The following is a 14,094-nucleotide window of genomic DNA, read 5'->3' as shown; positions in this document are numbered from 1 at the left end:
CCGCCGCCTTCTCAGAGTCGGCGCGCCACCACTGCCGCGTGCGGCCGGTGACCGGGTGCCGTTCTGCGCTGGGTCTCCACGACCTCGAAACGGCCCGCCTCGAGGATGGACTGCACCGCCGCCACCGGCCACCGGTACGCCGGGGTGACGGCATGGTCGAACCGCTCGATCGCCGGGCCGTCGAAGAACCCCAGCAACAGAGTGCCGTGCGGGCGCAGCACCCGGGCGAACTCGGCGATCGGCACCGCGAGGCGCGACGGCTCATGGTGGATCGTCGAGTACCAGGCCAGCACGCCGCCGAGCGCGCCGTCTGGCTCGGCGATGTGGTCGAGGCTGCCGAGATCGAAGGTCACCTCGGGGTGGGCGGCCCGGGCGTGCTCGATGAAGGGAGCGGTCGCGTCGATCCCGCGCACGTCGAGTCCGGTGGCGGCGAGACGGGCCGACCAGTGGCCGGGCCCGCATCCGGCGTCGAGCACCCGGCCGGTCACCGAGCCGCCCCAGGTGTCGATCAGCTGCCGGTCCGACGGATGCGCGGCGTCGGTCGAGCCGAGCAGCTCGATGTACTCCGCCGCCCGGTGCGCGTAGGCCTCCGACACATCGTCCACGCGGTCAGCGTAGCGATGCGGGCCGCTATCAGGCGGGCATAGTGTGGAGGCATGACCGTCATCTCCCTGCTCGAACTGCGTCTGAAGCCCGAGGTGCTCGAGAGCGCCCCCGAGGTCATCCACTCGGTGCTCACCGCCACCCGCGCCCGCGAGGGCAGCCTCGGTGTGGAGGTGACCGTCGACTCCGACGACCCGGCGCGGTTCATCGTGGTGGAGCGGTGGGACTCGATGGAGTCCGACGACGCCTACCGCGCCTGGCGTGCCACCCCCGACGGCGTCTCCGAGCTCGGCACGCTGCTCGCCGAGCCGCCGGTTCTCACGCGAACCGTCCTCACCGACATCTGAGAACGGATGCCTCGGCCGCCCGCTTCGGCAGTGGGCGGTCTCGACATCCGGCCTGCCCTCGTGTAATGTCGATGGGTCGGCTCTGGACACCGCGAGTTGCATCGCGGATGGGTTTGTAAGTCTGGTGGGCCGGTTTCCCAGTCAGTGCATGGATGCGCTGGTCACTGGTGAATGTCGCGTACGACACGGCCCCCGCTACTCCCGGGGATCTAGTTAGCACTGTCAACACATTCTGTGTAGAGGTGTGCGCATTTCGAGATAACCCGGAAAGAATCATGCCCAAATCCAACAAGTCCGGTGGCTTCAAAGCCGCCAAGAACTACGAACCCCGCACTCCCGGCAAGGGCGGCCCCAAGGCCGGCAGCCGGAGCCCGGGCCACCGCGGCTTCAAGGCCGTCGACCCCGAGGCGCCCCGCAAGCAGCGGTGGAATTCGGATGACCGGGCCGCGCGCGGCGCGGCACCCAGCTCGCGTGGCGAGCGCTCCTCGTACGGTGAGCGGTCCGAGCGTCCGTCGTACAACCGTGGTGAGCGTTCCGAGCGTCCGGCGTACGGTGACCGGCCTCAGCGGGGCGAGCGTCCGGCGTACAATCGTGGGGAGCGTTCCGAGCGTCCGTCGTACGGTGAGCGCTCCGAGCGTCCGTCGTACAACCGTGGCGACCGTTCCGAGCGTCCTGCGTACGGCGACCGGCCCCAGCGGGGCGAGCGTCCGGCGTACAACCGTGGGGAGCGTTCCGAGCGTCCGTCCTACGGCGACCGCACCGAGCGTCCCTCCTACGGCGACCGTCCGGCACGTGGCGGCTACGAGCGCCCCAGCCGCGAGAACGGCTTCAACAAGTCGGGCACCGGCACCGGCCGCAGCGAGCGTCCCTCCTACGACCGCGCCGAGCGTCCCGCCTACGACCGGAGCGAGCGCCCTGCGCGCGACACCGACCGGTACGGCCGCGCCCCCGAGCGCACCGACCGCCAGAAGTGGAACGACGCCCGCAACGAGGAGCGCCGTGCCGAGGCCGCCGCTGCCGCGCCGTCAACTCGCTCGTTCGATCGCAAAGCCCCTCGTACCGACGAGCGGACCGGCCGCTGGGAGTCGTCGCAGCGCGACGGCGCGGCCACGTCCCGTGAGCGCCGCACCGGCGATCACGGCCGACCCGAGCGCTCGTTCGACCGCAAAGCCCCTCGCACCGATGAGCGCGGCGTCAACCGCTCGACGCGCCCCGAGCGCGACTTCCAGCCCGACTCCCGCCCGAAGCGCTCGTTCGACCGCGACGACCGCCCGGCCCGCTCCTTCGACCGCAACGACCGCCCGATGCGCCCCGAGCGCACCGACCGCGGCAGCGACTTCTACCCGAGCCGCGACGCCAAGCAGAACTTCCACGCCGACGACGTGGTGCTCGAGCGCCTCGAGGCCCAGGCCACGGTCGCCGGAGACGTCGACGGCGTGACCTTCGCCGACCTCGGCCTCGGTGGCAACATCACCCGCGTGCTGGCCGAGCAGGGTGCCGAGACGCCCTTCCCGATCCAGGCCGCCACCATCCCCGAGGTGCTCAAGGGCAAGGACGTGCTCGGCCGCGGCCGCACCGGCTCCGGCAAGACCATCGCCTTCGGTGCCCCGCTCGTCGAGCGCCTGATGGAGAACGGCGGCGGCGCCAACCGCAAGCCGGGCCGCAAGCCCCGCGCGCTCATCCTGGCCCCCACCCGCGAGCTCGCCCTGCAGATCGACCGCACCGTGCAGCCCATCGCGCGCGCCGTGGGCCTGTTCACCACCCAGATCTACGGCGGCGTGCCCCAGGCCCGCCAGGTGGGCGCCCTGCAGCGCGGTGTCGACATCATCATCGGCACCCCCGGCCGCATCGAAGACCTGATCGAGCAGCGTCGGCTCGACCTCTCCGACGTCACCATCACGGTGCTCGACGAGGCCGACCACATGTGCGACCTGGGCTTCCTCGAGCCGGTGCAGCGCATCCTGCGTCACACGAAGGACGGCGGCCAGAAGCTGCTCTTCTCGGCTACCCTCGACAAGGGCGTCGCGACGCTCGTCGAGGAGTTCCTGGTGGAGCCGAGCGTGCACGAGGTCGCCGGTGAAGACCAGGCCTCCAGCACCATCGACCACCGCGTGCTGATCGTCGAGAGCCGCGACAAGAGCGACATCATCAAGCAGCTGGCCGACCGCGAGGGCAAGACGCTCATCTTCTCCCGCACCCGCGCCTACGCCGAGATGCTCGCCGAGCAGCTCGAAGACGCCGGTTTCCCGGCCACCAGCCTGCACGGCGACCTCAACCAGTCGCGCCGCACGCGCAATCTGCAGCAGCTCACCAGCGGCCGGGTCAACGTGCTCGTGGCCACGGATGTCGCAGCCCGCGGCATCCACGTCGACGACATCGACCTGGTCATCCAGGCCGATGCTCCGGATGAGTACAAGACGTACCTGCACCGCGCCGGCCGCACCGGTCGCGCCGGCAAGAAGGGCACCGTCGTCACCCTCATCCCGCGCAGCCGCGGCCGCCGCATGATGGAGCTGCTCGACCGTGCCGAGATCGAGGCCGAGATGATCACCGTCGCTCCCGGCGACGGGCTGATCGGCGAGATCTCCGCCGACGCCCCGGTCGTTCCCCGGTAGCCGTCGGGTGACCCTTCCTGTGACACCGCGCGCCGGCCGTCTGCCCCTCGGGGCGGCGGTCGGCGTCGCCGTCGTGTGCGGCGTGCTGATGGCCACCCAGTCGCGCATCAACGGCGAGTTCGGGCGGCGGCTCGGCGACGGCTTCACGGCCGCCGCCATCAGCTTCGCGGTGGGCCTCGCGATCGTGCTCGTGATCGTGGCCTTCCTGCCCTCCGCCCGGCACGGCGCCCGCACGGCGATCGCCGAGGTGCGCGGCGGCGGCCTGCCGTTCTGGATGCTCTTCGCGGGCTTCGGGGGCGGCGTGTTCGTGCTGACGCAGGGCCTCGCCTCGGCTCTCATCGGCGTCTCGCTGTTCACGGTGGCCTTCATCGGCGGGCAGACCGTGAGCGGCCTCGTGGTCGACCGCGTGGGCATCGGGCCCGGCGGCCGCCGCTACCTCACCGTTCGGCGGGTGCTCGGCGCGGGGATCGCGTTCGGCGTGGTCGTGTGGTCGGTGGTGGCGCACGTCGATCCCGACATCCCGTTCTGGCTGTTGCTGCTGCCGTTCGCGGCGGGTGTGGCGCAGGCGGTGCAGCAGGCGGCGAACGGCCGGGTCGCGGCCGCATCCGGATCGGCGGTGAGCTCGACGCTGTTCAACTTCCTCAGCGGCACCGGGCTGCTCGTGCTGATCGCGCTCGTGCACGCGCTCGTGGTGGGCGGGCTGCCGACCGCGTTCCCGGGGGAGTGGTGGCTCTACCTCGGCGGCCCGCTCGGGGTCACGTTCATCTTCGGTCTGGCCACGGCCGTGCGCACCACGGGGGTGCTGCTGCTCGGCCTCTGCTCCATCTCGGGGCAGCTGCTCGGCTCCATCGCCATCGACCTGATCGCCCCCGGCGCGGGCCACGGGGTCGACTGGACGACCCCCATCGCCGCCGCGCTCGTGGTGGCGGCCGTGCTCATCGTGTCCCTCCCCTCGCGCCCCCGCCTCTGACGCTGCGGGCCGGGGTTGCGTCGCGTCAGGGCGTGGCGAGCGGGCGGATGCGCAGGCTCGTGAGGCCCCCGTCCACGTCGAGAGCGGTGCCCGTCGTCGACGAGGCCGCGGGGCTGGCGAGGTACGCGATGGCGTGGGCCACCTCCTCGGGCGTCACCATGCGTCCGGTGGGCTGCCGGGCGTCGAGTGCCGCACGCTCGGCCGCCGGGTCGTCGTACCGCCTGAGGTAGTTCGACACGAACGGGGTGTCGACCGTTCCGGGCCGCACGCAGTTGACGCGGATGCCCTCCCGCACGTGATCGACGGCCATTCCGTAGGTGAGCGCCAGCACAGCGCCCTTCGAGGCGCTGTAGAGCGCCCGCTCGGGGATGCCGTTGCTGGCCGCCACCGAGCACGTGTTGACGATCGCCGCATGCGCCGAGCGCCGCAGCCACGGCATCGCCGCCGCCGACACCCGGGCCACCCCGATCACGTTGATGTCGAGCACCCGGTGCCACTCGTCGTCGCCGTTGGCCTCGACCGTGCCGATGGCACTCACGCCGGCGTTGTTCACCACGACGTCGATGCCGCCCGACCAGGCGGCGACGGCGGCCACCGCGGCGTCGACGGAGTCCCGCGACGTCACGTCGGCGACGAAGCCGGTGAGCGGCTCGGGCAGCCCGTCGGCGTTGAGATCGAGCACGGCCACCCGAGCCCCGCGAGCGGCGAGCAGGGTGGCGGTGGCGAGCCCGATGCCGGAGGCGCCGCCCGTGACGATCGCCGTGAGGCCCGCGAGCTCGCCCGTGGCAGCGGAGGAGCCGCCGGGTGCGGTCGCCTCACTCATGGTCCACGAACTCCTGGCGCGCCCGGCCCAGCCCGTCGATCTCGAGCTCCACGACATCGCCCGCCCGGAGGTAGGGCTGTCCGGCGATGCCCATGGCCACCCCCGCCGGCGTTCCCGTGTTGATGATGTCCCCCGGTCGCAGCACCATGAACTGGCTGAGGTACCACACCACGTGCCGCACCCCGAAGATCTGGTTGGCGGTCGAGCCGTTCTGCCGCGCCACCCCGTTTACCCAGAGGCGCAGCCCGAGCGCCTGCGGGTCGTCGACCTCGTCGGCGGTGGCCAGCCAGGGTCCGAGCGGATTGAAGCCCTCGCAGCTCTTGCCCTTGTCCCACTGCCCGCCGCGCTCGATCTGGAACTCCCGCTCCGACACGTCGTGCGAGAGCACGTAGCCCGCGATGTGCGCGTCGGCCTCCTCCACCGAGTCGAGGTAGCGCGCGGTGCGCCCGATCACGATGCCGAGCTCCACCTCCCAGTCGGTCTTCACCGAGTTGCGCGGAATCCGCACCGCATCGTGCGCGCCCCCGAGCGTCGACGGGTCCTTCATGAACACCACCGGCTCGGCCGGGTATGCGGCGCCGGTCTCGTCGGCGTGGTCGCGGTAGTTCAACCCGATGCACACGATCTTCGTGGGTTGCGCCACCGGGGCGCCGAGACGCGACCCCTGGTCGGGCAGCGGTGACAGGGCTCCGGATGCGACGGCAGCCGCGACGCGGTCGCGGCCGCCGTCGGCGAGTCCGGCAAGGAACTCCCCGTCGATGTCGGCCGTCACGGGCGACAGGTCGTAGGCCACACCGTCGACGAGCACGGCGGGGATCTCGTGGCCGAAGGGGCCACGACGCTGGAACTTCATAGGGTGGGCTTTCTGATCGGAGCGGGTGGACGTGGGCAACGGGTTCGCATCAGGGATCGGGAACCAGCCGCAGCCCCGCCCGCGCCGGCCGCACGTGCGGCCCGGCCGGAACCCGCCATCCCTCGGTGCCGCCGATCGAGGCGATCATCGCCTCGTCGACCACGATGCCGAGTCCCGGGGAGTCGCCGAGCACGATGCCGCCGTCGTCGATGGTCTGGTCGACGGCGAGCCCGACGGGAAACCCCAGATCCTGCACCTCGGTGGTGAAGTGGTTGGGCACGGCCGCCGCGGCGTGCGCGACGGGGCTCGCGTTGTAGCCCACCGGGCTCACCGGCAGGTCGCGCGCGTGGGCGATGGCCGACACCCGCAGGAAGTGCGTGATGCCCCACACCATGCCGGCCTGCACCACGTCGACGCCATGGGCGTCCAGCAGGGGGCCGTACTGCTCGAGTCCCACGAGGTTCTCGCCGGTCGCGACCGCCGCCTTCACGGCTCGGCTCACGGCGGCGTTGCCGGCCGCGTCCCAGCGCCGGACGGGCTCCTCGATCCAGGTCAGCGCCACCTGCGACTCCACCTCGGAGATGTAGCGCACGGCCTGCTTGCGGTTCCACGACTCGTTCGCGTCGAGCATCAGGGCCGGCCGGGGCGTGTTGCGGCGCAGGGTGTCGGCGACCGCCTTCAGGCGGGCGACATCCGTGTCGCTGTCGAGGCCGCCCTTGAGTTTGGCGCCGCTGAAACCGCGTTCGGCGTAGCGTTCGTAGAGGGTCACGAGCTCGTCGTCGCCGAGGGCGATGTCGAGGCCGGAGGCGTAGCCGGGCACGAAGCGGTCGCGGGCACCGAGGGTGCGCCAGAGGGGTTCGTCGGCCATCTTGGCCTTGAGGTCCCAGAGCGCCATGTCGACGGCGCCGATGGTGCCGAACGTGGCGCCGGCGTGACCGGTCTTGAACACGTGGGCGAGCATCCGGTCGTAGAGGGCCACCACGGCTCGGGGGTCTTCGTCCTCGATCGCCGGGAACACCCGGGCGATGTCGGTGTGGGCGCCGAGGCCCACCCCGGTGAGGCCGCCGTCGGTGTGCAGCAGCAGCACGGGCACCTCGGTGACGCCACCGGCCACCACGCCGTTGACGTCACCGACGGGGCGGCCCCAGTCGTGCACGGTGGTCAGACTCGTGAAGCCTGTGATTCTCATCGTGTCCTGCTTTTCTCCAGTGAACCGCACGACGCGTCGCGACGGAGCGACGGCGTTCAAACAGCATACATCATATGTTCAGTGGGGGTCGCACCAGACAAGACGTATGACGATTCAGGATGCGCGCCCCTAGAATCGGGGGCATGTCCGTCGAGTCTGCCGACACCGCCTTCGCGCCCGTGCTGCCCACCGTGGGGGTGCGTGCCCCGGCGGCCCGGCTGGGTGTGGCCGTGGTGAGTCAGCTGGTCGACGTGATCGTCACCGGCGCGCTGAAGCCGGGCGACCTGCTGCCGCCCGAGGGGCCGTTGACCGCGCAGTTCGGGGTGAGCCGCACGGTCATCCGCGAGTCGGTGAAGCGCCTCGAGGAGAAAGGGCTCGTGACGGTGGCGCAGGGGCGCGGCACCCAGGTGAACCCCACCTCCGACTGGAACCTGCTCGACCCGGTGGTGCTCTCGGCCATGATCGACCACGACGACTCGCTCGGCATCCTCGACGAGTTGAGCAGCGTGCGGTCGGGGCTCGAGTCGTCGATGGCGGCGGACGCGGCACGACTCGCCGACGCGGCCGCCGTGCAGCGCCTGCGTGAGTCGCTGCAGCGCATGCAGGACGTGATCGACGACGCCGCGGCCTTCCGGCAGGCCGACATCGACTTCCACGCGGTGGTGATGCAGCTCTCGGGGTCGCGGCTGGCCTCGAGCCTCGCCCGCACCCTGTTCGATCGCGCGCTCGAGAGCACTCGCTACCACGGACGCGATCCGGAGCACGCCTTCGAGCTCACTCTGGAGGAGCACACGGCCGTGCTCGAGGCGATCCTGGAGGGTGCGCCCGAGGCGGCCGAACGGGCCATGCGCGCCCACATCGACGGCTCGTGGTCGCGTCGCCGCCTGCCCGTGCGCGGCCGCGACTGACGCTCCCCTCCCGCCCCACACACCAGATCCGTCACTTTTCGCCCCAAAACGCCCGTTTTGGGGCCGAAAGTGACGGATCTGGTGTTCAGGGTAGGAGGCCCGCCGAGCGGAGGGCAGCCCAGAGGGTGTCGGGCACGGGAGCCGCGAACAGGTCGGCGTTCCGGTCGACCTGCTGCGCCGTGCGCATGCCCAGCGTCACGTTCACCACGGCCGGATGCTGCAGCGGGAACGCGATGGCCGCCTGCGGCAGGCTCACCCCGTGCGCCTCGCACACCTCGGCGATGCGCACCGCCTTCTCGACGAGGGTGAGGGGCGCGGGACCGTAGTCGTAGTGCGCATCCGGAGCCGGCCTCGCCGACGCGAGCAGGCCCGAGTTGAACACCCCCACGGCCACCACCGACTTGCCGTGCTGCTCTGCGGCGGCCAGGGCGGGCAGCGCCGAGACCTGCTCGAGCAGCGTGTACCGCCCGGCCAGCATGGCCACGTCGACGGCGTCGGCGGCGAAGAGCGCCGGCAGCTGTCGGGCCGAGTTCGTGCCCACCCCGCGCGCCGCGATCACGCCTTCGTCGCGCAGGGCGGTGAGCGTCTCGGCCGCCTCCCACGCCGCCCGCTCGGAGTGCTGCTCGGGATCGTGCACATAGAGCACGTCGACACGGTCGGTGCCCAGGCGCTCGAGGCTCTGCTCGAGCGACCGCAGGATGCCGTCGCGCGAGAAGTCCCACTGCCGCCGCAGGTCGTCGGGCACGGCGAAGTCGGGGTCGCGCCCGGTGGGGTGCTCGTTCGGCACGAGCAGCCGCCCCACCTTGGTCGAGAGCACGTAGTCGGCGCGCGGCCGGCCGCCCAGGGCCTCGCCCAGTCGCCGTTCCGAGAGGCCGAGGCCGTAGTGCGGTGCGGTGTCGAACGAGCGGATGCCGCGCGCCCACGCCCGGTCGACGGCCTCGCGGGCCTCGTCATCCGTCGTCTCGCGGTAGAGGTTGCCGAGGCTCGCGGCGCCAAACCCGAGCGGCGAGACGGAGCCGAGCGGCGCAGCGGAGCCGAGCGGCGCAGCGGAGCGGTTCGGGGTCATGCGATGTCCTCCTGCTGGGTGGTCTCGGCCCGGTACGCGCGGAGGGCGGTGCGGCCGTCGATGTCACGCTGCTCGCGCGGCGAGAGCCCGGCGGTGGCGTCGAGGTAGGTGGCCGTCCACGCGTCGTGACCGTCGGCCAGCAGCACGAGCGGCCAGTCGGACCCGTACATCAGCCGCGCCGGCCCGAAGGTCTCGAACGCCACGGTGAAGACGCGGTCGAGCCTCGCCCGCTCGACCGCATCGGGGTCGCGCCGGGCGATGCCCGAGATCTTCGCGGCCACGTTCGGCCGCTCGGCGAGAGCGCGCAGACCGCGCTCCCAGTGCGCGAGCCCCTCGGCCCCCGCTCCGGCGTGGGCCCCCGCCCCGGCGTCGGCCCCGGATGGCGGCTGCCCGAGATGATCGAGCACGAACTGCAGTTCCGGATGCGCGTCGACCGCCCGCGCGGCCGTCGCCAGCTGCCACGGCCGCACCACGAGGTCGAACGCGAGTCCCGCCCGCGCCACGGCATCGAGCCCGCGCGAGGTGCGCTCGCGCACGAGCCACTCGGCGTCGGGATCGACATGGGCCAGGTGCCGGATGCCCGCCAGCGCCTCCCCGCCCGGTGCCGCCCGCAGCTGCTCGATGCGCCCTGCCGGGTCGGCGCCCCCGAGGTCGACCCACCCGACGACCCCCCGCACGTCGCCCCCGCCCGCGCCGGGTTCCCGCGCCGCTGCGAGCAGCTCCCGGGTCTCCTCCTCGGAGTTCACCGCCTGAACCAGCACCACCCCCGCGACTCGTCCCGTTCGGCCCGAAACACGCCGATTCCCGGGCGTTTCGGGACGAGTCGCGGGGGCGGGGGCGGGGTACTCCGCGAGCGCGAAGTCACGGTCGAGCTCGGGAACCCCGGCGAGCCACTCCAGGCCCGGGGTGCCGCGTGTCCACACGTGGGCGTGGGCGTCGATGAGGCGCCGCGCGGTCATGTGAGATGCCAGATCTCGTCGGCAGCCGCCCACTTCTCGCCTGACGGCAGGTCGTCGAACACCGCCACCTGGCAGGGGTCGGTGTGCGTCCACCACTCCCGCGTCACCGGGTCGAGTGCCACCCGCGCGAGGTCGGCGTCGTGATCCTCGCCCACGTACTCGTAGTACGCCACCAGCAGCATCCCTCGCCGGAAGATCGTGTAGTTCGTCACGTTGCAGGCGCTCAGCGTGGCCTCCACCTGCGGCCACACCGCGGCGTGCAACGACAGGTAGGTCTCGACCCGCGACGGTTCGAGCCCCACCACCAGCGCGTGGCGTTCCACCGGCATCCCTACTCCTTGGTGCCGCCGGCGGTCATCCCCGACACGAGGAAGCGCTGGCTGAAGAGGAAGACGATCAGCACCGGCAGCACCGACATGATGGTGGCGAGCGCCAGGGTGGGCAGCTGCACCGAGGCGGCCCCGGCCGACGAGGGGTTGAACGCCGGCGTCGACGCGAGCAGCGAGGTGAGCCCGACCTGCATCGGGTACTGGTCGCTCGCCGGCAGCATCACGAACGGCAGGAAGTAATTGTTCCAGTTCTGCACGAAGCTGAAGAAGGCCACGAGCGCCACCACCGGGGTGGCCAGCGGCAACGCGATGCGGGTGAACACGCCGAACTCGGTGCAGCCGTCGATGCGGGCCGCGGCGAGCAGGTCGCGCGGGATCGAGGTGCTGAAGTAGATGTACGTCAGGTACACCCCGAACGGGAAGAACGAGAACGGCAGGATGACCGCGAGCGGCGACCCGATCAGCCCGACGCTGTTGAGCTCCAGGAACACGGGCAGAACGAGCGCCGTGTTCGGGATGAGCATCACCACGAGGGTGATGACCAGCAGGGCCCGCCGCAGCCGGAACTCGGTGAGGGCCAGGGCGTAGCCGGCCGGGATGCTCACCACCAGCGTGATGGCGAGGGCCACGACCGAGTACAGGGCGGAGTTGCCGAGCCATCCGAGAACCGCCCCGTCCTGGAACGCCAGCAGCGCGTTCCAGTTCACGGCGAAGCCCTCGAGCGAGCCGAACGAGAACGGGTCGTTCTGAATCAGGTCGGTGGGCGACTTCGTGGTGGCCAGCAGCAGCCACACGATCGGGATGGCGAAGAACAGGGCGAACGCCAGCAGCACGAGTGCCACGACGAACCGCCCCGACCACTGACCGGGGGTGCCGCGCAGGCGGCCGGATGCGCGGCGCGGGCGGGCGGCTGCGGCGCGGTCGGCCAGGTGGCCGGGGGAGGTGCTGAGCGCGGTCATCGTCAGTCCTTGTCGAAGAGTCCGCCGCGGGCGACGAAGAAGGCGGACAGTCCCAGGGCGATCACCAGCAGGATGATCGAGATGGCGGCCGAGCCGTTGAAGTCGTTCTGCTGGAAGGCGTAGAGGTACGCCAGCTGATTCAGCGAGTAGTCGTTGGCGACCACCGCGTTCGAGGCCTGGGAGAGCAGCTGCGGCTCCACGAAGAGCTGGGTGCCGGCGGCGAGCGACATGATGCCCATGTACGCGATCCACTTCCTCATCATCGGGAGCTGGATGCGCACCGCCGTCTGCACGGCGTTCGCGCCGTCGATCTTCGCCGCCTCCATCACCTCCTCGGGGATGTTGTTGAGCGCGCCGTACATGATCACGATCCAGCCGCCGGCGCCGGTCCAGAACGCGATCACGGTGAACACCACCGGCAGGTTCGCCGGATTGATGGTCTGCACGAACGACTCGAAGCCGAAGGCCTCCAGCAGCCAGCCCACCGGGCTCACCGAGGGGTCGAGCACGAACAGCCACAGCATCACGCTCGATGCCCCCGCCAGAGCTCCCGGGATGTAGAACACGAACCGCGAGGCGTTCGAGAGCCACCGGATGCGGATGGCGTGCACGATCAGCGCCAGCAGCACCACGAGCACCAGCAGGCTCACCAGCCAGATCGCCAGGTACACGGCGACGTGGCCCACGGCCGGCAGGAACCGGTAGTCGCCGAACACCTTCGCGAAGTTGTCGAACCCGGCGAACGACCCGTCGATGGTGGTCACCGAGAGCACCAGGGCGTACAGCGCCGGGAACACACCGAACACCAGCATCAGCACGGTGTAACCCGACACGAAGAGGTAGCCCATGCGGTTCTTCACGGGGCTCCGGCGAACGGATGCCCGGCCGGATCGCCGAGGCGACCGGCCGAGAGCCGGGGTCACCCCGGCCGCGGCGGTCGCCTCGACGTCTGGAACGGTGACCGTCACGTCAGCCGACCTTGTACCCGTTGACCTGCGCCTGGTCCTTGATGGCCTGGCCCCACTGCTCGAGCGTGTCGGAGACCGTGCCGCCCGAGGTGATGACGGGGGTGACCGTCTTGGCCCAGACGGCCTCCTGGCTGAAGGTGGGCGAGCCCCAGCCCGACCACACGAGCGACGCGGAGTCGGTGAGCGCGGTGAGGTCGCCGGCGAAGTAGCCGCTCTCGGCCTGCTTGGCCACCCACTTCTCGGCGGCCGCGGCGTAGGCCGGGAGGCCGGGGTTGAGCTCCACCTGGTACTCGTCACTGGTGGCCGCGAACTCCACGAACTTCTTGGCCGCGTCGAGGTTGGCGCTGTGACTGGAGATGTACCAGGTGCCACCGCCGACGTTTCCGGTGACCAGGTCTTCGCCCTCCCAGGTGAGCGGGGTGGCGGCGCCGATCTGTCCGGCAGGCACGTTCAGCGAGTCGGGGCTGTTGAAGATGGCGCCGGAGTACCAGACCGGGCCGGGCATGGCGAGCACCTTGCCGGCGTACTTCTGCACGAACGACGGGCTGAACACGCTCTCGGTGGTGATGGAGCCGTTGCCGATGGAGGTGTCGAGCAGGTCGGCCATGCGCTGGCACTCCTCGCTCGTGGTGTTCACGGTGATCTCGCGCACCGCGGTCACGTCTCCGGCCTGGCACTTCGAGGCCCACATGTAGATCTCAGGGGTCCAGGCGTCGCCGGCGGCGCCGATGATGTAACCGGGATGCTCGGTGGCCACCTTCTCGCCCAGCTCCTCGTACTCCTCCCAGGTGGTGGGCAGGGTGTAGCCGAACTGGTCGAACAGCGTCTTGTCGTACCAGAGCACGTTCTGCGCGAGGTCGTTGCGCAGGCAGTACACCTTGCCGTCGACGGTGCAGGGGTCGAGAGCGCCGGCGGCGAAGCCGTCGATCAGGTCGGTGTCGACCAGGCCGCCGTCGAGCTGGGCGGCGAAGGGCTGCGAACCGGGGGTGGTCTGGCTCGCCCACGCCGCATCGTTCGTCTGCGTCGACCACACCACGTCGGGCCATCCCTTCTTCGCTTTGTCGAAGAGCTGGATCTTCGTCTGGAAGCTGTTCGAGCCGTTAGCGCTGCCATCGTACGTCACGACGTCGATCGGAACGTCGGGATTGGCTGCCTTGAAGGCGTCGGCGGCGGCGACGCGGGTGTTGTCGACCCACACCGTGATGGTGCTGTCGGCCTGCTGCTCGGTCTCGGGGAAGCCGAACTCGCCGTTCGAGGCCGTCGACGAACCGCCGGCGCATCCGGCGGCCAGCAGGGCGACCGCCGCAGCGCCGGAGACGAGCGCGAGGGAGCGGAACCGGCGGCGGGGGGAATACGAGCGCTCGGGGGAGAGAACCATGAACCATGTCCTTTACTGGTCGACGTCGTTGACGACTGGGCGCTCCCGGGTGGCGAGCAACGCCATTAGATCATACATCTTACCTTTGTGCAATCGATGCCCGCTGATCACCGTGAGGCCCGGACGA

The 14,094-nt window shown here is 71.0% G+C and carries 14 protein-coding genes; 4 read left to right on the top strand and 10 right to left on the bottom strand.

Annotated features, from left to right (window positions below; translation table 11 throughout):
- Positions 1 to 11: 11 nt before the first annotated feature.
- A complete protein-coding gene (locus ACEXOR_RS07315; RefSeq protein ID WP_374848811.1) occupies positions 12 to 605 on the bottom strand; it encodes a class I SAM-dependent methyltransferase in 594 nt (197 codons plus the stop codon).
- A 51-nt stretch (positions 606 to 656) separates the two neighbouring features.
- Here ACEXOR_RS07315 and ACEXOR_RS07310 point away from each other — a divergent pair, with 51 nt between their 5' ends.
- From ACEXOR_RS07310 to ACEXOR_RS07300, 3 genes are all read left to right on the top strand, one after another.
- Complete coding sequence (locus ACEXOR_RS07310; protein WP_374848810.1) at positions 657 to 950, top strand: putative quinol monooxygenase; 294 nt, start codon at positions 657 to 659, stop codon at positions 948 to 950.
- Positions 951 to 1,225: 275 nt separating this feature from the next.
- Complete coding sequence (locus ACEXOR_RS07305; protein WP_374848809.1) at positions 1,226 to 3,565, top strand: DEAD/DEAH box helicase; 2,340 nt, start codon at positions 1,226 to 1,228, stop codon at positions 3,563 to 3,565.
- 7 nt (positions 3,566 to 3,572) lie between these two features.
- A complete protein-coding gene (locus tag ACEXOR_RS07300) occupies positions 3,573 to 4,535 on the top strand; it encodes a DMT family transporter (RefSeq protein WP_374848808.1) in 963 nt (320 codons plus the stop codon).
- Between the two features lie 25 nt (positions 4,536 to 4,560).
- On the opposite strand, the gene ACEXOR_RS07295 is transcribed toward ACEXOR_RS07300, so the two are convergent.
- From ACEXOR_RS07295 to ACEXOR_RS07285, 3 genes are read right to left on the bottom strand one after another with little or no spacing between them, the layout of a single operon-like run.
- Positions 4,561 to 5,358, bottom strand: coding sequence for an SDR family NAD(P)-dependent oxidoreductase (locus tag ACEXOR_RS07295; RefSeq protein WP_374848806.1), 798 nt, complete (start codon positions 5,356 to 5,358; stop codon positions 4,561 to 4,563).
- Entirely contained in the window at positions 5,351 to 6,211 is an 861-nt protein-coding gene (locus tag ACEXOR_RS07290; RefSeq protein ID WP_374848805.1) for a fumarylacetoacetate hydrolase family protein, read from the bottom strand. Before ACEXOR_RS07290 ends, ACEXOR_RS07295 begins: the two co-directional genes overlap by 8 nt.
- Positions 6,212 to 6,260: 49 nt before the next feature.
- Positions 6,261 to 7,400 carry a mandelate racemase/muconate lactonizing enzyme family protein gene (locus ACEXOR_RS07285; protein ID WP_374848804.1) on the bottom strand — a complete coding sequence of 380 codons (1,140 nt, stop codon included), beginning with the start codon at positions 7,398 to 7,400 and terminating at the stop codon, positions 6,261 to 6,263.
- Positions 7,401 to 7,543: 143 nt separating this feature from the next.
- Here ACEXOR_RS07285 and ACEXOR_RS07280 point away from each other — a divergent pair, with 143 nt between their 5' ends.
- Positions 7,544 to 8,308, top strand: coding sequence for a FadR/GntR family transcriptional regulator (locus ACEXOR_RS07280; protein WP_374848803.1), 765 nt, complete (start codon positions 7,544 to 7,546; stop codon positions 8,306 to 8,308).
- Between the two features lie 85 nt (positions 8,309 to 8,393).
- On the opposite strand, the gene ACEXOR_RS07275 is transcribed toward ACEXOR_RS07280, so the two are convergent.
- The 6 genes from ACEXOR_RS07275 to ACEXOR_RS07250 are packed head-to-tail and all read right to left on the bottom strand — an operon-like array spanning position 8,394 to position 13,967.
- Positions 8,394 to 9,374, bottom strand: a complete 981-nt coding sequence (locus ACEXOR_RS07275) for an aldo/keto reductase (protein WP_374848802.1) — start codon at positions 9,372 to 9,374, stop codon at positions 8,394 to 8,396.
- Complete coding sequence (locus ACEXOR_RS07270; protein ID WP_374848801.1) at positions 9,371 to 10,333, bottom strand: amidohydrolase family protein; 963 nt, start codon at positions 10,331 to 10,333, stop codon at positions 9,371 to 9,373. Before ACEXOR_RS07270 ends, ACEXOR_RS07275 begins: the two co-directional genes overlap by 4 nt.
- On the bottom strand, positions 10,330 to 10,662 hold the full coding sequence (locus tag ACEXOR_RS07265) for an L-rhamnose mutarotase (protein WP_374848800.1): 333 nt from the start codon (positions 10,660 to 10,662) through the stop codon (positions 10,330 to 10,332). The genes ACEXOR_RS07270 and ACEXOR_RS07265 overlap by 4 nt, the downstream gene beginning before the upstream one ends.
- A 2-nt stretch (positions 10,663 to 10,664) precedes the next feature.
- Positions 10,665 to 11,621, bottom strand: a complete 957-nt coding sequence (locus tag ACEXOR_RS07260) for a carbohydrate ABC transporter permease (protein WP_374848799.1) — start codon at positions 11,619 to 11,621, stop codon at positions 10,665 to 10,667.
- A 2-nt stretch (positions 11,622 to 11,623) separates the two neighbouring features.
- Complete coding sequence (locus tag ACEXOR_RS07255) at positions 11,624 to 12,589, bottom strand: carbohydrate ABC transporter permease (RefSeq protein WP_374848798.1); 966 nt, start codon at positions 12,587 to 12,589, stop codon at positions 11,624 to 11,626.
- Position 12,590: 1 nt separating this feature from the next.
- A complete protein-coding gene (locus ACEXOR_RS07250) occupies positions 12,591 to 13,967 on the bottom strand; it encodes an ABC transporter substrate-binding protein (protein ID WP_374848797.1) in 1,377 nt (458 codons plus the stop codon).
- Positions 13,968 to 14,094 lie beyond the last annotated feature (127 nt).

It is taken from the genome of Herbiconiux liangxiaofengii, from assembly GCF_041927335.1.
Classification (GTDB): domain Bacteria; phylum Actinomycetota; class Actinomycetes; order Actinomycetales; family Microbacteriaceae; genus Herbiconiux; species Herbiconiux liangxiaofengii.
The sequence above is the reverse complement of the archived record's forward strand: the minus strand, read 5'-3'. Positions and strand labels throughout refer to the sequence as shown.